Raw genomic sequence first — 19,994 nt, forward strand, 5'->3', positions numbered from 1 at the left:
CCCGCTCACTCCTCGGGCCCGTTGTGCCTCGATGCCTCAAGGAGGAGGCGTGAGGCGACCAGCGCGGCGATCAGGGTCGCCACGGCGGCGATCACGTACGGCAGCCGGAGGTCGTAGCGCGCGACCCAGCCGCCGAGCAGCGTCGCGAACGGGAAGAGCCCCCACGTGAACGTGCGGATGATCCCCAGCACTCGGCCGAACAGATGCCCGGGCACGATCGCTTGACGCAGCGCGCCCCACGGGACGTTCCAGATCGACACGGCGCAGGCCATGAAGCCGTACGCGATCGTCCCGGTGATGACCTCCGGGGCGGCCCAGACGGCGGCGAGGGATGCCGCGGCGACGAGGTTCGCGCCGAGCATGACGCGACCTCGGCCGAAGCGCTCCACCAGCGTCGACGCCACCAGCGAGCCGGCAAGCGCGCCGAGCCCGATGCCGGCCGTCACGAGCCCGATCGCGGCCGGTGCGACCGCAAGCTCGTCGAGGAAGTAGAGGATCGTCGGCGCCTGGGCGAACGAGAACGCCGACCCGACGACAGACGTGAAGATGACCATCGACCGCAGGAACCGGTGATTCCACAGGTACGAGATCGCCTCGCGCGCCGTGATGCTCTCCCCCGACGTCGTCGCCTCGGCCTCGGCCGCCTGCTCCGCAGCAGTCTCGGCTGCGGCGAGCGGCTCGCCCGCGACGACGGCGGCAGCGGGCTCGGGCGCGTCCTGGCGCTGAGCAGCCGGGGCATCCCGCAGCGGGCGTGCGGCCGACAGCGGCAGCATCACCGCCAGCGCGATCGGGATGAGGTAGCCGGCTGCGCCGACCCACAGCGGGAGCGCGAGCGACACTGCGAACAGGACGCCTCCGATCGGCGTCGCGATGAAGTTGTCGATCGTGATCTGGGCGGCCTGCAGAAAGCCGTTGGCGCGGTCGAGTGAACGGCGCTCGACCAGCGAGGGAACGATCGCGTTCGTGGCGTTGTCGAACAGCGTCTCGCCGAACCCGAACACCAGCGTCGCGGCGAACAGCCACCAGATGTCGAGCGCGCCCGTCACCGTGAGGACCGCGAGGCCGACGGCCGCGAGCCCACGGAGCGCGTTGGCCAGTGCCATGATCCGGCGTCGGTCGTACCGATCGACGATCATGCCGGCAGGAAGGCCGAAGACGAGCCAGGGCACGAACGCCAGAGCGCCGAGCGCGGCGATCGCGAGGGGATCACGGGTCAGCGTCGTGGCGATGAGCGGGACGGCGACCCGGCCCACGCCGTCGGCGAGGTTGCTGAAGGCCGCCGCCGTCCAGAGCTTGCCGAAGTCGGCGCCGAGCCGCGGTTTGGCGCCCCGAGCCGAACCGGGATCCGAAGAGGGCCGGCCCTTGCGCCCGGCCCCCTCGGTCTGTTCCGCGGTGTCCACAGCGTCGGTCATCGCGGGAGCATCCCGACGGCGCCCAGGGCGAGCGCGTCGGATCGGGTCTCACCGGCGGCAGCCTGGGCGGCGCGCGCGCCCTCGGTGGCGGCGCGCCGCTCGAGACGGCTCACGACGAACCTGTCGATGCCGGCCGCGGTGATGAGCAGCATCCGCTCGAATCCCGTGGTGCGGATGACGGCGTGGGAAGCGGTGAAAGCGGTCATGACTGTCCTCCAAGTTCGGGCAGCGGGAAGAGGTCGGCGCGGATGGTGACGGGCCGCACGTTCTCGCCGGTCTGGTTGCGGTAGTTGTCCACGGCCTCGTCGATCAGAGCCATGATCTTGAGCGTGAGCTCCTTGCTCTGCTCGGGGGTGAGGCGGGCGGTGGCGGTGGAGATCAGCGTCCCCTCCTGCCACATCTCGCTCTCGCCGCCGATGCCCCGGTTGACGAACTCGAGAAGCTGCTCGTTGCGATTGCGCAGGAACTCGTTCATCACGACCTGGGTGGCTGCGCGGCCGGCCGGCGTCGTCATCGCCTCGGCGTTCGCGAACGACACACCGCCCACCGGGCGCTCCCACCAGCGCTCACGGCCCGTCCCGCGATCGGTCGCCTCGCGGATGAGGTCGTGCTTGGCCAGCGCACGCAGGTGGTAGCTCGTCGAGCCGCTGGACTCCCCCAGTCGCTCGGCCAGCGAGCTCGCCGTCTGCGGGCCGTACTGGCTGAGGATGTCGTAGATCTTCACGCGGAGCGGGTGCGCCAGCGCCCGGAGAGCACCCGAGTCGAGGACCCGGTCCTCGTTGTGGCGCTGCTCGGCCCGGGCCATGGCCTCGGCCTGGTCGCTGGTCTCGTTCTCTGCCATGCCCCAAGAATAGCCATGCAAAGGTTTCTTTGCAAGCATTCCTTTGCAACCGATGCTTTGCAAAGGAATGGCGGCATCCACGGCCGCTCTGACTAGGCTGTACGCCATGCCGAACGACAACCCCCTGCTCTCCCCTGCTCCCCTCCCCTACGGTCTCCCGGACTACACCGTGATCCGGCCGGAGCACTACCTGCCCGCGTTCCAGGCGGCTTTCGAGGAGCACTCCCGCGAGATCGCGAGCATTACGCGGGTGCGGTCGATGCCGACGTTCGAGAACACCCTGGTGCCGCTCGAGGAGAGCGGGAAGCTGCTCGGCGACGTGGCCCGCACCTTCTACACGGTGTCCTCGGCTGACGCCACGCCCGACATCCAGGCGATCGAGGAGGAGCTCGCCCCCCTGATGTCGGCCCACCAGGACTCGATCCAGCTCGACGCACAGCTGTACTGGCGCATCAAGACCGTGCACGACCAGCTCGACTCCCTCGACCTGGAGCCCGAGCAGCGCTACCTCGTCGAGCGTCACTACCGCGAGATGACCCACGCCGGCGCGGGCCTCGACGACGACGCGAAGGAGCGACTCACGGCGCTCAATCAGCGGCTGTCGACGCTGACGACCTCGTTCGAGAAGAACCTGCTCAACGACACGAACGATCTCGCCATCGTGTTCGACAGCGTCGAGTCGCTCGACGGGCTCACCGAGGGCGAGCTCTCGGCGGCCTCCCAGGCCGCTGCCGACCGCGGGCTCGAGGGCAAGTGGGTCGTCACGCTCACGCTGTTCACCGGGCATCCGTATCTCTCATCGCTGACCGACCGCGGCAGCCGCAAGCGGATCCTGGACGCCTCGCGCTCGCGCGGTTCGCGCGGGAACGAGCACGACAACCGGTCGGTGCTGCTCGAGATCGTGCGGCTGCGTGCCGAGCGCGCAGCCCTCCTCGGGTACGACACCCACGCGGCGTACATCACGTCCGACGAGACGGCCGGCTCGCCCGAAGCAGTGCACGACCTGCTGCGCCGCCTGGCGATTCCGGCGGCCCGCAACGCGGCCAAGGAACAGGCCGCGCTGCAGGCGATCATCGACGCCGAGCCCGAGCCGTTCCCGCTCGAGGCTCATGACTGGGCGTACTACACCGAGAAGGTGCGCGCCGAGCAGTACGACCTGGACCGCAGCGCCCTCCGGCCATGGTTCGAAGCGGAGCGGGTGCTGCAGGACGGCGTCTTCCGGGCCGCGACGGATCTCTACGGGGTGACGTTCGCTGAGCGGTCGGACATTCCGGCGTACCACCCCGACGCGCGCGTCTTCGAACTGCACAACGCCGACGGCAGCGAGCTCGGGCTGTTCATCCTCGACCTCTACACGCGCGACACCAAGCGCGGCGGAGCCTGGATGAACTCGATCGTGTCGCAGTCGGCCCTCCGCGGAACGCGGCCGATCGTCGTGAACAACCTCAACGTCCCGAAGCCGGCGCCCGGCAAGCCCACGCTGCTCACTCTGGATGAGGTCACGACGCTGTTCCACGAGTTCGGGCACGCTCTGCACGGGCTCTTCGCGACGGTGACCTACCCGCACTTCGCCGGCACGAACGTCTTCCGCGACTTCGTCGAGTTCCCCAGTCAGGTCAACGAGATGTGGATCTACTGGCCCGAGATCCTCGATCGCTATGCCCGCCACGTCGAGACCGGCGAGCCCCTCCCCGCGGAGATCGTCGAGAAGCTCCATGCGTCCGAGGCCTTCAACCAGGGCTTCGCGACGAGCGAGTACCTCGCCGCGTCCTGGCTCGACCAGGCGTGGCACTCGCTCACCGAGGAGCAGGCGGCGACAGACATCGACGTGGCGTCGTTCGAGGCATCCGCTCTCGCCGACATCGGCCTCGACAACCCCGCCGTCCCGACGCGCTACTCGTCGACGTACTTCGCGCATGTGTTCTCGGGCGGGTACAGCGCCGGGTACTACTCCTACATCTGGAGCGAGGTGCTCGACGCCGACACCGTCGAGTGGTTCCGCGAGAACGGCGGCCTGACGCGCAAGAACGGCGACCGGTTCCGACAGCGTCTGCTCGGGGTGGGCGGGTCGAAGGATCCGCTCCAGGCGTACCGCGATTTCCGTGGGCGGGATGCCGACATCCGGCCGCTGCTCGAACGCCGCGGCCTCGTCGCCTGACCCGCGTCGCCCGGCGGGGCTCGCAGCTCCGTTCAATCCGGGTGAGCGGTCACCCACGCCGCGGCCGCGGCACGCGACGGAACGCCCAGCTTGCGCCGCGCGTTGGCGACGTGGCGATGGACGGTGTGCACGCTGAGGTACAGCTCGTCGGCGATCTGCGCATCGGTGCGGCCCTGCGCGACGAGGAGGAGCACCTGCCGCTCGCGATCGGAGATCGGCGCGTCCGGGCGCGACGCGGGTCGCTCCTGCGACGCTTCGACCACGTCGAGCTCAGCCGCGTCGACACCCGCGAACTCGAGCGCGTTGCGCAGGAGCGTGCCGCTGTCGCCGTGCCAGGGGTGGTGAGCCGTGCCCTCGAGAATGCGCAGCTCTGCCCCGGGAACAGCGCGCGCCGTCTCGGCGCCGAGAGCGAGCGGGATCGCACGGTCACCGCGGCGGTGCAGCACCAGTGTCGGCGCCCGCACGGTCCCCGCCGCGGCCGTCGCGTCGAGCGCGTAGACATCGGCCAGCGCCTCGGCCGCGGCCTCGGACGATCCGCTCGCACGCTGATGGCGCAGGTAGGCGCGCTGCTGCTCGCCCGTGGCGTCGGGGAAGAACACGTCCGACATGACGCGGCCGCCGACGCCCCAGCTGCGGCGCACGAGATCGACGAGCGCGTCACGATCGCCCTCCGGCGCGATGTCGGCGCCACGGAGGTACGCCCCCGAGAGGATCAGGCCGCTGACCCGGTCGGGATGCGACGCCGCGAACTCGATGGCGACCGGCGCACCGGACGAGCCGGCGAGCACGGTCGCGCTCTGCACCCCTGCGGCGTCGAGGACCGCACCAAGCGCCGCGACGTGCCGCTCGACCGTGATCGACGACCCTCGGGACGACCGCGTCAGGCCGCTGCCCGGCGCATCCATCCGGATCACCCGCCGGTGGCGGGCGAGCGCGTCGATGAAACCGCGGATCGGCTCGTACTCCAGGTCGTGGACGAGGTGACTCATCCACCAGCCGCCGATGAGAATCGGATCACCCTCGCCGACTTCGGTCCAGGCCACATCGTCGGAGCCCGACCATGCGCGCCGGATCGTCGTGGAGGAGCGGCTCACGAGATCAGTATGGAACACGGGCCTCACGACGACGATGCACGCCGAGTGCGTGGAGACGCTGATGCCGCAGGGCGATCCAGGTCGCGTCGGCTCGCGCCACTGTCTCGCCCGCCGCGTCGGTGAGCACCACCGACGTCTCGTAGCGGCGACCTTCCTGCGCGCGCGTCCAGCTGTGGACGACGAGGTGCTCCCCCACGCGCGGTCGGCGCTCCACGTCCGCCGTCATCGTTCCGAGCAGACACAGCTCGCGCTCGCGCAGCGCAACGGCCGGATAGCTCGTGCAGTCCATCGCCGCCCACACGGCCGCGAACGGCGCGGCGCCGCCGACGGAGTCCCGGCTCCCGACCACCCATGGTGCGGCGAGCAGGTCAGGTCGGCCAGGCACGAACCCCGGGGTCACATGCATGCCGTCGCGGCGGAGGGGTCCGCACACGACACAGTCGGAGAGCGGATGCCGGAGCCCGGCGAGCGGATGCGCGTCACGGGCGGCGAGAGCCTCCTCGAATCCGGGTGGGATGGGGACCGTGGTGTCCGCCAGCGTGCCGGGCCGTGCCTCGGCCACGACCCGCCGTCCGGCATGAACGAGCGAGCCCCCCTTTCCGTCGGGACGCGCCACCAGGAGGCGACGGAGGGGCACCGGGCGCCGCAGCACGACGGTGACGATGTCGGCGTCGATCTGACGGGCGATCGTCCCGGCCGCGTAGCCGCCGTTCGCGGATCGGCGCGGCCCGTTGAGGCGAGGGTCGAGCGAGAACACCGCATTCGGCAGCGGCGCCAGAGCACCGTCGGTCGGGGCGAGTGCATCGGGGGCGGTGGCTGCAGGGCGGCCGAAGACCGCCGCGGCACGATGGGTGGAGAACACGAGTCCAGTCATGGCTCGAGTCAAGCGCCGCAGGCGCGGGCGGCGCGTCGCGCGAAAGGGCCAAACCGCGATGGCCGGAATCGGCCATTCGGCCGACGCCTCTCAGTCGTCGGCTGCACCCCCGGGCGGCGATGACGTCCTCAGAGCACTCCCACCTCCTGAGCGAACGACCGCACCCGTGCCGCCAGAGGCGCCGGCACCTCCGCCACCGCGAAGTGCCCGCCTTCGTCGAGGCGCTCGAACGAACGGAGGTCGCGGTAGAACGCCCGTGCGAGGGATTCGGGATAGTCGCCCTCATGACGCTGGATGAACACCGCCGCCGGAACGTCGACCGGCTCGATCGGACCCGCCTGATCGGCCCCCTCGTAATACGGACGGAACGACGTGGCGATCGTCTGCGTGAGCCAGTAGATCATCGCCTCGGTGAGGATGCGTTCCCGGGAGATGCGGCGCTCGACGGCACGGGGGTCGTCGCGCGGGGTGTCGCTCCACTCGACCAGCTTCTCGGTCAGCCACGCCAGCAGCCCGGTCGGCGAGTCGTTGAGCGCGGCCGCGAGAGTGTCGGGGCGGGTCGCCTGGATGTGCCCGTAGGCACCGTGGGCCTCGTGGTCGTCGGCGATACGCGCGAAGAAGGCGCGCTCGTCGGGGTGGGTCAGGACCGTGCGTTCGTGAGATGAGGGGAAGTGGGCGTGAGTCGCGATGAGTCCGATGACGGCCTCGGGGTGTTCCGAGGCGATGAGGTCGTTGACGTTGGCGGTGACATCCTCGCCGTAGGTGAGATACGAGCTGTAGCCGAGCACCTCGGTCATGAGCTGGTGCATCGTCGTTGCAAGCCGCATCTCGTCGACGGGCCCGTCCCGATACGGGCTGGAGAAGGCGAATCCGGGCAGGCTCGGGACCACGACGTCGAAATCCGGCAGCAGGTCGGCGAAGTCGAGCTGCAGCGCGAAGGTGTGCGGCCAGCCGTGCATGACGAGCAGCGCGGGGGCGTCCGCCCGTGCGGAGCGCAGGTGGACGAAGTGGATATCGGCATCGCCCACCGTGGCGACGAACTGCGGATGGGCATTGAGCCAGGTCTCGCGGGCACGCCAGTCGAACGTCCGCCACGACTCCACCAACTCGGAGAGGTAGGCGGCCGACATGCCCGACCAGGGCTTGCGCGGAGAATCGGGCAGCAGACGGGCTCGCTCGAGCCGGTCGCGCAGATGGTCGAGCACGTCGTCGTCGGCGTGGATGTGGAACGGAACGGGCGTGCGGTTCACGCCACCGACGCTAGCGGCGGCCGTCGACATCGACTCTCTGCAGGAGAGTCAGCCGTGGCGGATCAGGCGCTCTTGCGCTTCTCGCGGAGCGAGAGTGTCGGAGTGGCGCCCTCTTCGACCGCGGCCCGCGTGACGATCACCTTGTCGACGTCGTCGGTCGACGGGATCTCGAACATGATCGGCCCGAGAACGTCTTCCAGGATCGCGCGAAGCCCGCGCGCGCCCGTCTTGCGCTCCACGGCGAGCTCGGCGATCGCCTCGAGCGCCTCGGTGTCGAACTCCAGAGTGACTCCGTCGAGCTCGAACATGCGTTGGTACTGCTTGACGAGGGCGTTCTTCGGCTCGGTGAGGATCTCCATCAGGGCCTCGCGATCGAGCGGCGACACCGAGGCGACGACGGGCAGACGGCCGATGAACTCGGGAATGAGCCCGAACTTGTGCAGGTCTTCGGGTCGAACCTCGCTGAAGAGAGTGAGGTCGTCGCCCTTGTTGTGCAGCGGGGCTCCGAAGCCGATGCCGTGCTTGCCGACACGCGACGAGATGATGTCTTCGAGTCCCGCGAACGCGCCGGCGACGATGAACAGCACGTTCGTCGTGTCGATCTGGATGAACTCCTGATGCGGGTGCTTCCGGCCGCCCTGCGGCGGAACCGAGGCCACCGTGCCCTCGAGGATCTTGAGCAGCGCCTGCTGGACGCCCTCTCCCGACACGTCGCGGGTGATCGAGGGGTTCTCGGCCTTGCGCGCGATCTTGTCGACCTCGTCGATGTAGATGATGCCGGTCTCGGCGCGCTTCGTGTCGAAGTCGGCGGCCTGCAGCAGCTTGAGGAGGATGTTCTCGACGTCTTCCCCGACGTAACCCGCCTCGGTGAGGGCGGTGGCATCGGCGACGGCGAACGGCACGTTGAGGCGCTTCGCGAGCGTCTGTGCCAGATACGTCTTGCCGCATCCGGTTGGGCCGAGGAGCAGGATGTTGCTCTTCGCGATCTCGATCTCGTCGGCGCGCTGCTCGGCGGACTGGATCGTGCCGTGCGCCCGGACGCGCTTGTAGTGGTTGTACACGGCGACGGAGAGCGCCCGCTTCGCGGCCTGCTGGCCGACGACGTACTCCTCGAGGAACCCGAAGATCTCGCGCGGCTTCGGCAGATCGAAGTCGGTGACCACGCCCGAGGACGACTCGGCCATGCGCTCTTCGATGATCTCGTTGCAGAGCTCGACGCACTCGTCGCAGATGTACACCCCAGGGCCGGCGATCAACTGCTGGACCTGCTTCTGGCTCTTGCCGCAGAAGGAGCACTTGAACAGGTCGGCGCTCTCACCGATACGTGCCATGCGGCTCCTCCTCGTCGCATCAGGGGTCAGCCCCCCGGCTGTTCTCCGAGCCTAATCGCTCGGGCCGACATGCGGCGGGATTGCGACACGCGTTGTGGAGGATGCCGCGTCCGCTCACAGCGAAGCCCCGCCGCCCCGGAGTATCGGGGGACGGGGCTTCGCGGCATCCGCTCTACTTCGTCAGGGCGGCGGGAGTGCGCTTGCGGGTCGTGAGGACCTGGTCGACCAGGCCGTACGCGACGGCCTCCTCGCCCGACAGGATCTTGTCGCGGTCGATGTCCTTGTTGACCTCTTCGGGGGTCTTGTTCGAGTGCTTCGCCAGCGTCGCCTCGAGCCAGGTGCGCATGCGCATGATCTCCTGCGCCTGGATCTCGATGTCGCTCGCCTGCCCATGACCGGCCTCGCCCATCGCGGGCTGGTGGATCAGGACGCGGGCGTTCGGCAGCGCGAGGCGCTTGCCGGGCGCCCCCGCGGCGAGCAGCACGGCGGCGGCCGATGCGGCCTGGCCGAGCACGACGGTCTGGATCTGCGGCGAGACGTACTGCATCGTGTCGTAGATCGCCGTCATGGCGGTGAACGAGCCGCCGGGCGAGTTGATGTACATGATGATGTCGCGGTCGGGATCCTGGCTCTCGAGCACGAGCAGCTGCGCCATCACGTCGTCTGCCGAGGCATCGTCGACCTGGACGCCCAGGAAGATGACGCGGTCCTCGAAGAGCTTGTTGTACGGGTCCTGGCGCTTGTAGCCGTAGGCCGTGCGCTCCTCGAACTGCGGGAGGACGTAGCGGCTGCCGGGCATCTGGAGCGCGCTCGGCGCGCCGTTCGGTCCGAAGGTGGGGGTCTGCATCAGGATTTCTCTCTCTTTCGCCTTCGGTGCGCTCAGTTGGCGGTTCCGCCGCCGCCGATGACGTCGGTGGCGGACTCGCGGATGTGGTCGACGAACCCGTACTCGAGGGCCTCGTCGGCACGGAACCAGCGGTCGCGGTCGCCGTCGGCGTTGATCTGCTCGACGGACTTGCCGGTCTGCGCGGCGGTGATCTCGGCAAGGCGCTTCTTCATGTCGAGGATGAGCTGCGCCTGCGTCTGGATGTCGCTCGCCGTTCCGCCGAAGCCGCCGTGGGGCTGGTGCAGCAGCACGCGCGCGTTGGGCGTGATGTACCGCTTGCCCTTCGTGCCGGCCGTGAGGAGGAGCTGACCCATCGAGGCCGCCATCCCGATGCCGACGGTGACGATGTCGTTCGGCACGAACTGCATGGTGTCGTAGATCGCCATGCCGGCCGTGATCGACCCGCCGGGCGAGTTGATGTAGAGGTAGATGTCCTTCTCGGAGTCCTCGGCAGCGAGGAGGAGGATCTTCGCGCAGATCTCGTTCGCGTTCTCGTCTCGCACCTCCGACCCGAGCCAGATGATGCGGTCCTTCAGCAGCCTGTCGAAGACGCTCGTGGCGACAAGTGGTTCGGCCATGTGTACTCCTGATTCCGTGGTCGTGCCATTGAATCTACCGGCGCGCCGCGGGCGACCCGCCCGTGTTCGCCCTGGGCAGATCAGTCCCGGCCGTCGACGAGTTCGCTCGCGTACGCGGCGACGGAGCGCGTGTAGCGCGGCAGGTGGGGCGCGAGCGCCGAGAGGGCGACGGATGCCGCGCGCACGGCGTCCCCGGAGGACACGAGCGCGAGGGCGTAGAAGGCCGCCACGGCGTCGTGAAGCGGTGCGTCCGGGTCGCGTTCGTACTCCGCGCGCAGCAGGTCGAGTGCCTCGTCGAGCTTGCCCAGGTTGCGGATCGTGCTGGCGAGCTGGATCACGGCCTGCGCGCGGACGTCCTCGTCGAGCCCTCCCTCGAGCGCAGCGCGGTACAGGGGCTCGGCCTCCGCCTCGAGGCCGGCGGAGTCTCGCGCTCCCGCTCGCTCGAACAGCGCCCGTGCGTCTGACTCCGGTCGCTCGGCGGCGATCGCGTCGATCACCCGTACGCGCGCCAGATCGTCGAGCGTCTCGTCGGCCCACACGGCGGCGAGGCGGTCATCCCAGTCGTCGGTCATCCTCGTCCTCCCGAGAGAGAAGGGGACGGATGCCGCGGCATCCGTCCCCCGTTTCGCTGCGGCGCAGCGATCACTCCTTGTCGGCAGCAGCCTTCTTCTTCTTGGCCGGAGCCTTCTTGGCGGCTGCCTTCTTGGCGGGCTTCTCGGCCTCTTCGGCCTCGATGACCGCGTCGGCGTCGGCCGCGGCATCCGCGATGTCCTGCGCCTGCTCGACGACCTGGTCCTCGGCCGCGGCCTCGTCCTCGACGGCGACGAAGCCGGTGAGGTCGACGGCCTTGCCGTTGGTGTCGACGACGTTGACCTTGCCGAGGGCCACGGCCAGCGCCTTGTTGCGGGCGACCTCGCCGATCATCGCGGGGAGCTGGTTGCCCTGCTGCAGTGCGTTGACGAAGTCCTGCGGTGCCATGCCGTACTGGGCGGCGGACTGCACGAGGTACTGCGTGAGCTCGTCCTGCGAGACCTGGACGTTGACCTGCTCAGCGATCTTGTCGAGCAGCATCTGCGTCTTGAACTGCTTCTCGCTCGCCTCGGCGACCTCGGCGCGGTGCACGTCGTCCTCGAGGCGACCCTCGCCCTCGAGGTGGTTGTGCACCTCGTCCTCGATGAGCTGTGCCGGAACCGGGATCTCGACCTGCTCGAGCATCTGCTCGATGAGCTTGTCGCGCGCGGCCGAGCCCTGCGTGAAGACGGACTGCTCGCCGACGCGGTCCTTCAGGCTGTCGCGCAGCTCGGCGATGGTGTCGAACTCGCTGGCGATCTGGGCGAAGTCGTCGTCTGCCTCGGGCAGCTCGCGCTCCTTGACGGCCTTGACGACGACCGAGACCTCGGCCTCCTCGCCGGCGTGGTCGCCGCCCACGAGCTTCGAGCGGAAGGTGGTCTCCTCACCGGCGGTGAGCGAGTCGATGGCCTCGTCGATGCCCTCGAGCAGCTCGCCCGAGCCGACCTCGTACGAGACGCCCTCGGCGCGGTCGATCTCGGCGCCCTCGATCGTGGCGACCAGGTCGAGCTCGACGAAGTCACCCGTCGCGGCCGGACGGTCGACGGTCACGAGGGTGCCGAAGCGGGTGCGGAGGCGGTCGAGCTCCTCGTCGATCGCAGACTCGTCGACCTCGATCGCGTCGACCTCGACGGTGGTGCCCTCGAAGGCGGGGAGCTCGAAGTCGGGGCGGACGTCGACCTCGACCTCGACCTTGAGGTCGCCCGAGAAGTCCTTCTCGGCCGGCCACTCGGTGACCTCGGCGTTCGGGCGTCCGAGGACGCGGAGCTCGTTGGCCTCCACCGCCTGGCGGTAGAAGGTGTCGAGGCCTTCGCTGACGGCGTGCTCCAGCACAGCGACGCGCCCGATGCGCTGGTCGATGATCGGCGCGGGGACCTTGCCCTTGCGGAAGCCGGGGATCTGGACGTCCTGCGCGATGTGCTCGTACGCGTGCGCGATCGACGGCTTGAGCTCGTCGGGCGTGACCGTGATGTGCAGCTTCACCCGGGTCGGGCTGAGCTTCTCGACGGTGCTGTTCACCATGCTTGTTCGTTCTCCTCTATCGGACCGCGCGCGCATGCGCGGCTGAAGGTCTGGGTCGGAATTCTGTGAGGGGCCGTGATGTCGGGGCGACAGGATTTGAACCTGCGGCCTCCCGCTCCCAAAGCGGGCGCTCTACCAAGCTGAGCTACGCCCCGGGCGGGTTCGCACGCATGCGTGTGCCATTCGGCCCCGAGAAGTCTAGCCGACCTGCCCGGCCGCCGCCTGCGCGTGCCGGAGTCCTACATCCGCTCGACCCAGGCGGCGCGCCAGTCGGGCGCCGGGAACGGCTTCGTCCAATACGCCGTCTCCTGTGCGATCCGGCCGTCCCGCAGCTCGAAGATGAAGATCGACTGGTACGGATCACCGTCGCCGTAGTCGAGGTCGGCTTGGGCGACCCAGAGGTCGCCCTCCCCGATCAGCCGCCGCAGCGAGATCGTCGGCAGCTGCGGGAACGAGCCGTACACCACGCGGCGGTTGTCGCCGCCCACGATGCGCTCCCCCGACTGCGGCCACTCCATCACCGCGTCCTCGTGGAACAGCTCGTCCATTCCGCCGACGTCGCCCGCATTCAGTGTGGCGATGAGCGCTTCGACGAGGTCTCGGCCCGTGCGTGCCATGATCGGCTCCTCCGCTGTGCCGCGCGTCGGGCTGACCTGGGAGCGGGATGACGGCCACCATGTACTACGATTGGTCGGTGCCCGTCAGCGGGCGCACGGGGATGTAGCTCAATGGTAGAGCCTCAGTCTTCCAAACTGATGGTGCGGGTTCGATTCCCGTCATCCCCTCCGTATCGAATTCCGTCGACGGATTCGCCGCGCCGCTACAGGGATAGTCCCGACTCCGCGCCTAGCCTTGGCGGGTGACTGCGTACACCCTGGGCGACCAGCGGCTCGAGGAGTCGCCATGAGCACGATGGCCCCGCCTCGCGCGCCTCGATCGTCCGCTTCCCGGCCGACCGCACCGCGCGCCGACAAGCGGCCGATGCGGTTTCCCGATACGTCGTCCCGCGCCGTGATGACCCGCCGCGGATGGTGGCTCGTCGTGCTGAACTTCCTCGTCCCCGGCTCTGCGCAGGTGCTCGCGGGCAACCGCCGGCTCGGGCGCATCGGCGTCGTCTCGACCCTCGTGATGTGGGCGCTGGTGATCGCGGGCGTGCTGTCCGCACTGCTCGCACGGCCGGTGTTCCTCGCCATCGCGACGAACTGGTTCGCGCTGCTCCTGGCCCAGGGGCTCATGATCGCCTACGCCGTGCTCTGGGTCGTCCTCACCATCGACACCCTTCGACTCGTTCGCCTGGTCAAGACCGGGACACGTGCCCGGTTCGGCATCGCCGCGGCATCCGTCGTCCTCCTCGTGATCGCGAGCGGCACGGCGGCATACGCGGCCAACGTCGCGGGCACGACGCGCGACACCCTCGGCGTGGTCTTCGGCGCGGGCGGCCCGACCGTCCAGCCCTCCGAGGGCTACTACAACGTCCTCCTGCTGGGCGCCGATCACGTCACGACCAACGACTCCAAGCGGTTCGACAGCATCTCCGTCGTCTCGATCAACGCGGAGACCGGGGCGACCACGATCACCGGCTTCCCCCGCGACATGCCCGGCTTCCCGTTCGCCGAGGGCCCCATGCAGGACAGGTATCCGAACGGGCATGAAGGACACGCCGACGAGACGTGCGGCTGGGGAAGCGGCATCAACCAGCTGAACACCGAGGTCGAGGTCTGCCAGGACGGAAGCCTGATCTACCCCGACGCGGTGGAGGACGGCTCGGCACCGGGCATCGAGGCGACCAAGGATGCGGCGGAGGGGATCCTCGGCATCGAGATCCCGTACTACGTGACGATCGACATGTACGCGTTCGAGGCGCTGATCGATGCGCTCGGCGGGGTGGAGATCACCGTCAAGGAGCGCCTGCCCGTCGGCGGGCCGAGCTATACCGGCCAACCGCTCGGGCAATGGGTCCAGGGGTGGATCGAGCCCGGCACCCAGCGCATGGACGGCTTCACGGCGCAGTGGTACGCACGCTCCCGCCACACCACCAGCGACTTCGACCGCATGCGACGTCAGCGCGAGCTGCAGCAGGCGATCCTGGCCCAGTTCACGCCGCAGGTGGTGCTCACGCGCTTCCAGGAGGTGGCCGATGCCGGTGCGGACATGGTGAGCACCGACCTGCCGCAGTCCTTCATCCCGACCCTCCTCGACCTCGCCCTCAAGGCCAGGGAGCAGGAGGTCACGACGATCGAGCTGACGCCCGACAACGGCATCGACCAGAGCGAACCCGACTGGGCGTACATCCAGGAGCTGGTGCAGACGACCCTCCATCCGCCGAAGGCGACCCCCGAAGGCTGAGGCGCGGCGCTCTCGCCTCCTCCGGGTGATTTCGGCGGCGGGTGCTACCGGTCGAACCACCCGAGGGGCAGAATTCGGCTCAGTACTCGATCGGACGAACGCGAGGGAGCACCGATGAGCACGCCGTCCTCCTCAGCGGGTGCGCCCAGGCCGCGCAAGCTCCCGCGTCGCCCGGCATCACGTCTCGCCGAAAAGTGGACGCGGATCGACGACGTCGACGTGTTCTACCGGGAGTCGCCGAACCCGCCGGCCGACGCCCGCGTGATGACGCACGTCCACGGCTTCGGGCTCTCCGGCCGGTACCTGCTTCCGACGGCGGAGCGCCTCGCGGATGAGTTCCACACCTTCGTCCCGGACCTCCCCGGGTTCGGCCGCAGCGGCAAGCGGCGCGACATGCTCGACATCCCCGACCTCGCTCACGCAGCCGCCGACTTCCTCGACGACCGCGGCGTCGAGAAGTCGACGCTCGTGGGCAACTCCATGGGCTGCCCGGTCATCATCGAGTTCGCGCATCACTATCCGGGGCGGATCGACCGCGCCGTTCTCGTCTCCCCCGCCGGCGGTCTGTTCAACCAGCCCCTGCGGCGCGCCATCACGCAGTTGTCGAAGGATGCTCCGCGCGAGCCCACCCGGATGGCGCGGGTCGCCGTGCCCGACTATGTGCGGTTCGGCGTGCCGAGCACGATGCGCATGTTCAAAGCGCTGACGCAGTACCCGTCCCTCCAGCGACTGCTGGAGATGCGCATTCCCACGCTCGTCGTGCTCGGGCAACGCGACCCGCTTCTCCCCCACGCGCATCGGGTGGACGAGATCGCGAGCCAGACGGACAGCCACGTGCTCGTCGTCCTGATAGAAGGCGCCGCGCACGCGATCAACTTCAGCCACCCGGGTCAGCTCGCGCACGTCATCAAGCTCTTCATGGACGACGAGCCCATCGAGAACGATCCCGGATGGCCCGGTCACGTGCGCCTGTACGAGGTGCACCGGGGCAAGCACCATCCTCCACGCCGCTCGCCCGAGTAAGGCGACGCGGGCTCAGCCGACGGGGCCGGCGTCGAGGTGCTCGCCGATGTGGGCGAGATAGTGCGCGGCGTTGGCCATGAGGCCTGCACGCTCCTCGTCGGTGAGCTCTCGGCGCACCTTGGCCGGCACGCCGGCGACGAGGGAGCCGTCGGGGATCTCCGAGCCTTCGAGCACCACCGCTCCGCCCGCGATGAGGCAGCCGCGGCCGATGCGGGCGCCGTTGAGCACCACTGCACCCATGCCCACGAGCGAGCCGTCGCCGATCGTGCAGCCGTGCACGACGGCGTTGTGCCCGACCGAGACGTCGTCGCCGATCACGACGGGTTTGCCGGCGTCGACGTGCACCGAAACGTTGTCCTGCAGGTTGCTGCGCGCGCCCACCGTGATGGTGTCGCCGTCGGCGCGCAGCACGGCGTTGTACCAGACGCTCGCGCCCGGTCCGAGGGTGACACCCCCGACGACGCGGGCGCCGTCGGCGATGAACGAGGTGGGGTCGAGCGCGGGCGTCCTGCCCGCCACGCTGAGAACCGAGGCTCCGGAGGCGATCGTCATGGTCCGACTCTATTGGCGAGGCCGTCACGGATCGCCTCGGCGTACCACGGCGCCAGCGTGTCGGCGAAGGTCACCGTGAGGTGATCCTGGTCGCGATAGATGTTCGCTCCGCCCACGACCGGCACGCACAGCTCCTCGCCGCAGAACACATCCGTGAAGTCGAGGAGGGTGACCGACTCGCGCTGGTCGGCCGCCGCACGCAGTGGGTCGTCCGCCACGAGCACGTCCGAACGCAGTCCGTCGCACTCGGTCGCGTCGCGCGTGCGGAGGCACTTGTTGGGGTCTGTCTCCCAGACCGGGTTGTCGACGACCGTGATCACCGGCACGCCCTGGTCGAGCATCGCATCCCACGCGTTCACGTAGCCCGCGACGGCCGCGTCGTACGACGAGTCGAAGCCGGCCGACGAGTACGGAGTCGTGGCGATCGCCGCGGTGAAGACGGCGTCGAGGTCGGCGTCGGCCATGGCCGACGTCACGCCCTCGCGCCAGTCGGTGCACGCGGCGCCGAAGGCTCCGGGCGTCGACAGCGGTGTCGTGTTCCACGGGCAGGCGCCCTTGAACCACGTGACCAGCTGCCACCCCTCCTGCTCGGCGATGCGCTCGAACGTCGACAGCAGCTGGTACGCGTGGCTGTCGCCGACGAGGGCGACGCGTGGGGCGTCGGGCTCGTCCGAACCGAACGTGCACGAGACCGGGCGCGCGTCGGTGAGCTGCACGAAGCACTGCTCGTCGGCGGGCCGGTCGATCCCGGCGAACCCGGGCGCGGGCAGGATGGTGTCCCCGAACTCGGCGTCCGCACACGACGGATCGAGCACCGAGGCGGCTCCGAAGCAGGGCGGCGGACTCTCCTGGAGCTGCTGGATGTCGCGCACCCCCGCGGTGTACGCCGGGGCGTTCACGAACCATGCCGTCGCCGCCACCGCGGCCACGAGGAGCATCGCGCCGAGCGAGGTCCACAGGGTGACCCGCGCCGGGCGCGACGTCAGCACCTTCCACCCGCGGGCAGGGTCTTCGACGAATCGCTTGGTGAGCCAGGCCAGCACGAAGCACAGCACCAGAAGCGCCACGCGGTGGTAGATCGTGAGACCCCAGAACGGCACCGACGGCGCGATGATGATGAGCGGCCAGTGCCAGAGGTACAGCGAGTACGAGATGTCGCCGACGAACTGCGCGGGACGGATCGACAGCACGCGCGTGGGGTACCACCAGCGCGCGGTGTTCGACGCCGCCAGCACGGCCGCGGCGCCCAGAGTCGGAAGGGCCGCCATGTAGCCGGGGAACGGCGTCTGCCCGTCGAACGTGAAGATCACGTAGACCAGCACGAGGATGCCCGCCCACCCGAGCACGAAGCTGCCGATCGCGTTGCGCACCCGGAGCAGCGGCACCAGGGCGACGAGCGCACCGACGCCGAACTGCCACATCCGCCCGAAGGTGACGAAGTACGCCGGTGCGGGGTCGGTGATCGTGAAGACCACGCAGAAGACGAAGGAGATCACCGTGACGATCGCGAGGGTGGTGATCACGGCGCGGCGGCGCGCGCCGCGGAAGAACTTCACACCGATCCACGCCGCCAGCAGCATGATCAGCGGCCACAAGACGTAGAACTGCTCCTCGAGCGACAGCGACCAGTAGTGCTGGACGGTGGTCGGGTCGCCGGAGTGGTTGAGATAGTCCGCGCTGTTGAGCGCGAGGAACCAGTTCTCGACGTAGAACGTCGACGCCAGGATCTCCTGCACCTCGTTGGGAAGCGCCGACGTGGGCGTGAGGTACGGCGACATCGCGACGAGCGCGCAGAACAGCAGGACGAGGAGGGAGGCCGGCAGCAGGCGGCGCGCGCGACGGGCCCAGAACTGGCCGAGCCGCACCGCTCCGGTGGCCGTCAGCTCGCGCATCAGGTGACCGGTGATCAGGAAGCCCGAGATCACGAAGAAGATGTCGACGCCGACGTAGCCGCCGGTGACCCGGCCGGGCCAGAAGTGGTACAGGACGACGGCGAGAACGGCGATCGCACGGAGCCCCTGCACGTGCGGGATGAAGCGCGACGGCTCGGCGTGCTCCGGTGAGCGGTCGCGCGGCTCACGGGTCACGGTGGCGGCGGGCGCTCGCAGATGCTGCGGCCCGAGGTCGTGATCAGCGGAAGGCACCTATCGACGTTAGCCGGTGTCGGCTGACAATCCCGCATGACGCACGGCCTCGCTCCGGGTGGTTAGCGGAGCCTTGTCTTGCTTGCGGAATGCCGGGTGCTGAGTAGCGTTGCACCCACCGGAGGACGCACGCCGATCGAGGCGTCCCTCCCGAAGATGGAGGCGCCAGACATGACCAAGACGAACACCACCCCCGCAACCGCTGCCGACCCCACCGTCGCCGCCGCCAGCGCCCAGTTCCTCACTCCCCTCGTGCTCGGGCTTCAGGCTCTCGCCGTCAACGGCAAGCAGGCTCACTGGAACGTGCGCGGTGCGAACTTCATCGCGATCCATGAGCTCCTCGACTCGCTCGTCGCCAACGCGCAGGCCGGCGCCGATCAGGCCGCCGAGCGCATCGTGGCCCTCGGTCTCCCCGTCGACGCCCGCGTCAGCACGGTCGCCGCGAAGACCTCGACGTCGGTTCCCGCCGGCTTCACCCAGTGGGAGGCGCTCATCCGTGACGTGATCGCCGACATGGACATCGTGATCGCCGACACGCAGGCCGCGATCGACGGGCTCGACGAGTTCGACCTCACGAGCCAGGACGTCGCCATCGGCATCAAGGAGACGCTGGAGAAGGACCGCTGGTTCCTCTTCGCACACCTCGCCGAGTGAGCCGCACCGCTCGTTGAGCGAACGACAGTTGACGAAACGCCCCGCACCTCCACGAGGTCGGGGCGTTTCGCACTTCTCGGCTAAGGCCGCTGCAGGAACGCGAGCACGGCGAGCACCCGGCGGTGCTCGGTGCCCGACTCCTCGAGACCGAGCTTCGCGAAGATGGCGCTGATGTTCTTCTCGACGGCGCCGACGCCGATGAACAGCCGCCCGGCGATGCTCGCGTTGCTGCGCCCCTCCGCCATGAGCGTGAGGACGTCGCGCTCCCGGGGCGTCAGCGTCGAGAGCGGGTCGGGACGCGCCGCGATGAGTCCCTGCACCACGAGGGGATCGAGAACCGTGCCGCGCTCGCGCACACGGCGGACGGCATCGGTGAACTCCTCGAGCGACGTGACGCGGTCCTTCAGGAGGTAGCCCACTCCCCCGTCACCGGCGGCGAGGAGTTCACGGGCGTAGACGCCCTCGACGTACTGGCTGAGCACGAGGATGCCGACGTGCGGAAGCGCGGCGCGCAGAGTGAGCGCGGCCCGGATGCCCTCGTCGCGGAATCCCGGAGGAAGCCGCACATCGAGGATCGCGACATCCGCTTCGGCATCGCGCACGCGTTGGACGATGTCGTCGGCATCTCCCCACGCGCCGGCGGTGACGTAGCCCGCCTCGTCGAACAGCCGCACGAGACCCTCTCGCAGGAGCACCGAGTCCTCGGCGAGCACCACGCGCACGGGCGAGCTTCCGGAAGCCATGCCCTCAGCATAGGGAG

19 protein-coding genes and 2 tRNA genes are annotated in these 19,994 nt (G+C 69.3%); 5 read left to right on the plus strand and 16 right to left on the minus strand.

Annotated features, from left to right (window positions below; all coding sequences use genetic code 11):
• Positions 1 to 5: 5 nt before the first annotated feature.
• Genes JX005_RS09215 through JX005_RS09225 form a run of 3 tightly spaced genes read right to left on the minus strand, consistent with a single transcriptional unit; the run spans position 6 to position 2,253 of the window.
• A complete protein-coding gene (locus tag JX005_RS09215) occupies positions 6 to 1,412 on the minus strand; it encodes an MFS transporter (RefSeq protein WP_214467208.1) in 1,407 nt (468 codons plus the stop codon).
• Complete coding sequence (locus tag JX005_RS09220) at positions 1,409 to 1,618, minus strand: hypothetical protein (protein WP_214467209.1); 210 nt, start codon at positions 1,616 to 1,618, stop codon at positions 1,409 to 1,411. The genes JX005_RS09215 and JX005_RS09220 overlap by 4 nt, the downstream gene beginning before the upstream one ends.
• Positions 1,615 to 2,253 carry an ArsR/SmtB family transcription factor gene (locus JX005_RS09225; RefSeq protein ID WP_307858541.1) on the minus strand — a complete coding sequence of 213 codons (639 nt, stop codon included), beginning with the start codon at positions 2,251 to 2,253 and terminating at the stop codon, positions 1,615 to 1,617. The genes JX005_RS09220 and JX005_RS09225 overlap by 4 nt, the downstream gene beginning before the upstream one ends.
• Positions 2,254 to 2,359: 106 nt before the next feature.
• Between JX005_RS09225 and JX005_RS09230 the strand changes: the two genes are divergently transcribed.
• Positions 2,360 to 4,411: a M3 family metallopeptidase gene (locus tag JX005_RS09230; RefSeq protein WP_214467210.1), complete on the plus strand. Its 2,052-nt coding sequence runs from the start codon at positions 2,360 to 2,362 to the stop codon at positions 4,409 to 4,411.
• Between the two features lie 32 nt (positions 4,412 to 4,443).
• Here JX005_RS09230 and JX005_RS09235 read toward each other — a convergent pair whose 3' ends face one another.
• The 10 genes from JX005_RS09235 to JX005_RS09280 all read right to left on the minus strand — a co-directional run bounded on the left by JX005_RS09235 (position 4,444) and on the right by JX005_RS09280 (position 13,132).
• On the minus strand, positions 4,444 to 5,505 hold the full coding sequence (locus JX005_RS09235; RefSeq protein WP_214467211.1) for an alpha/beta fold hydrolase: 1,062 nt from the start codon (positions 5,503 to 5,505) through the stop codon (positions 4,444 to 4,446).
• Positions 5,506 to 5,509: 4 nt separating this feature from the next.
• Positions 5,510 to 6,379 (minus strand): hotdog fold domain-containing protein, encoded by an 870-nt coding sequence (locus tag JX005_RS09240; protein ID WP_214467212.1) that lies wholly within the window; start codon positions 6,377 to 6,379, stop codon positions 5,510 to 5,512.
• A 128-nt stretch (positions 6,380 to 6,507) separates the two neighbouring features.
• Positions 6,508 to 7,629 carry an epoxide hydrolase family protein gene (locus tag JX005_RS09245; protein ID WP_307858542.1) on the minus strand — a complete coding sequence of 374 codons (1,122 nt, stop codon included), beginning with the start codon at positions 7,627 to 7,629 and terminating at the stop codon, positions 6,508 to 6,510.
• Positions 7,630 to 7,691: 62 nt separating this feature from the next.
• Entirely contained in the window at positions 7,692 to 8,960 is a 1,269-nt protein-coding gene (clpX, locus tag JX005_RS09250; RefSeq protein ID WP_214467214.1) for an ATP-dependent Clp protease ATP-binding subunit ClpX, read from the minus strand.
• Between the two features lie 172 nt (positions 8,961 to 9,132).
• Positions 9,133 to 9,807, minus strand: a complete 675-nt coding sequence (locus JX005_RS09255) for an ATP-dependent Clp protease proteolytic subunit (RefSeq protein ID WP_214467215.1) — start codon at positions 9,805 to 9,807, stop codon at positions 9,133 to 9,135.
• Between the two features lie 32 nt (positions 9,808 to 9,839).
• Complete coding sequence (locus JX005_RS09260) at positions 9,840 to 10,424, minus strand: ATP-dependent Clp protease proteolytic subunit (RefSeq protein WP_214467216.1); 585 nt, start codon at positions 10,422 to 10,424, stop codon at positions 9,840 to 9,842.
• A gap of 80 nt (positions 10,425 to 10,504) precedes the next feature.
• Positions 10,505 to 10,996, minus strand: a complete 492-nt coding sequence (locus JX005_RS09265; RefSeq protein WP_214467217.1) for a tetratricopeptide repeat protein — start codon at positions 10,994 to 10,996, stop codon at positions 10,505 to 10,507.
• A 70-nt stretch (positions 10,997 to 11,066) separates the two neighbouring features.
• Complete coding sequence (gene tig / locus JX005_RS09270; RefSeq protein ID WP_214467218.1) at positions 11,067 to 12,515, minus strand: trigger factor; 1,449 nt, start codon at positions 12,513 to 12,515, stop codon at positions 11,067 to 11,069.
• A gap of 81 nt (positions 12,516 to 12,596) precedes the next feature.
• Positions 12,597 to 12,670 (minus strand) — tRNA-Pro (locus JX005_RS09275).
• An 84-nt stretch (positions 12,671 to 12,754) separates the two neighbouring features.
• On the minus strand, positions 12,755 to 13,132 hold the full coding sequence (locus JX005_RS09280; RefSeq protein WP_214467219.1) for a nuclear transport factor 2 family protein: 378 nt from the start codon (positions 13,130 to 13,132) through the stop codon (positions 12,755 to 12,757).
• Between the two features lie 97 nt (positions 13,133 to 13,229).
• Here JX005_RS09280 and JX005_RS09285 point away from each other — a divergent pair.
• The 3 genes from JX005_RS09285 to JX005_RS09295 all read left to right on the plus strand — a co-directional run bounded on the left by JX005_RS09285 (position 13,230) and on the right by JX005_RS09295 (position 15,884).
• Positions 13,230 to 13,300: transfer RNA gene (locus JX005_RS09285), tRNA-Gly, on the plus strand.
• Between the two features lie 118 nt (positions 13,301 to 13,418).
• Positions 13,419 to 14,861: an LCP family protein gene (locus tag JX005_RS09290; protein ID WP_214467220.1), complete on the plus strand. Its 1,443-nt coding sequence runs from the start codon at positions 13,419 to 13,421 to the stop codon at positions 14,859 to 14,861.
• A gap of 114 nt (positions 14,862 to 14,975) precedes the next feature.
• The gene (locus tag JX005_RS09295) at positions 14,976 to 15,884 is read left to right on the plus strand and encodes an alpha/beta fold hydrolase (protein WP_214467221.1); all 909 of its coding nucleotides are present in this window, start codon (positions 14,976 to 14,978) and stop codon (positions 15,882 to 15,884) included.
• A 12-nt stretch (positions 15,885 to 15,896) separates the two neighbouring features.
• Here JX005_RS09295 and JX005_RS09300 read toward each other — a convergent pair whose 3' ends face one another.
• Together JX005_RS09300 and JX005_RS09305 are read right to left on the minus strand one after the other, a co-directional pair.
• On the minus strand, positions 15,897 to 16,436 hold the full coding sequence (locus JX005_RS09300; protein ID WP_214467222.1) for a gamma carbonic anhydrase family protein: 540 nt from the start codon (positions 16,434 to 16,436) through the stop codon (positions 15,897 to 15,899).
• The gene (locus JX005_RS09305) at positions 16,433 to 18,580 is read right to left on the minus strand and encodes an acyltransferase family protein (protein ID WP_214467223.1); all 2,148 of its coding nucleotides are present in this window, start codon (positions 18,578 to 18,580) and stop codon (positions 16,433 to 16,435) included. The genes JX005_RS09300 and JX005_RS09305 overlap by 4 nt, the downstream gene beginning before the upstream one ends.
• 171 nt (positions 18,581 to 18,751) lie before the next feature.
• Between JX005_RS09305 and JX005_RS09310 the strand changes: the two genes are divergently transcribed.
• Complete coding sequence (locus tag JX005_RS09310; RefSeq protein ID WP_214467224.1) at positions 18,752 to 19,234, plus strand: Dps family protein; 483 nt, start codon at positions 18,752 to 18,754, stop codon at positions 19,232 to 19,234.
• A gap of 80 nt (positions 19,235 to 19,314) precedes the next feature.
• Here JX005_RS09310 and JX005_RS09315 read toward each other — a convergent pair whose 3' ends face one another.
• Positions 19,315 to 19,977, minus strand: a complete 663-nt coding sequence (locus JX005_RS09315; protein ID WP_214467225.1) for a response regulator transcription factor — start codon at positions 19,975 to 19,977, stop codon at positions 19,315 to 19,317.
• Positions 19,978 to 19,994: the final 17 nt, after the last annotated feature.

Source organism: Microbacterium flavescens (assembly GCF_018588945.1).
In the GTDB taxonomy this organism is placed as follows: Bacteria; Actinomycetota; Actinomycetes; order Actinomycetales; family Microbacteriaceae; genus Microbacterium; species Microbacterium flavescens.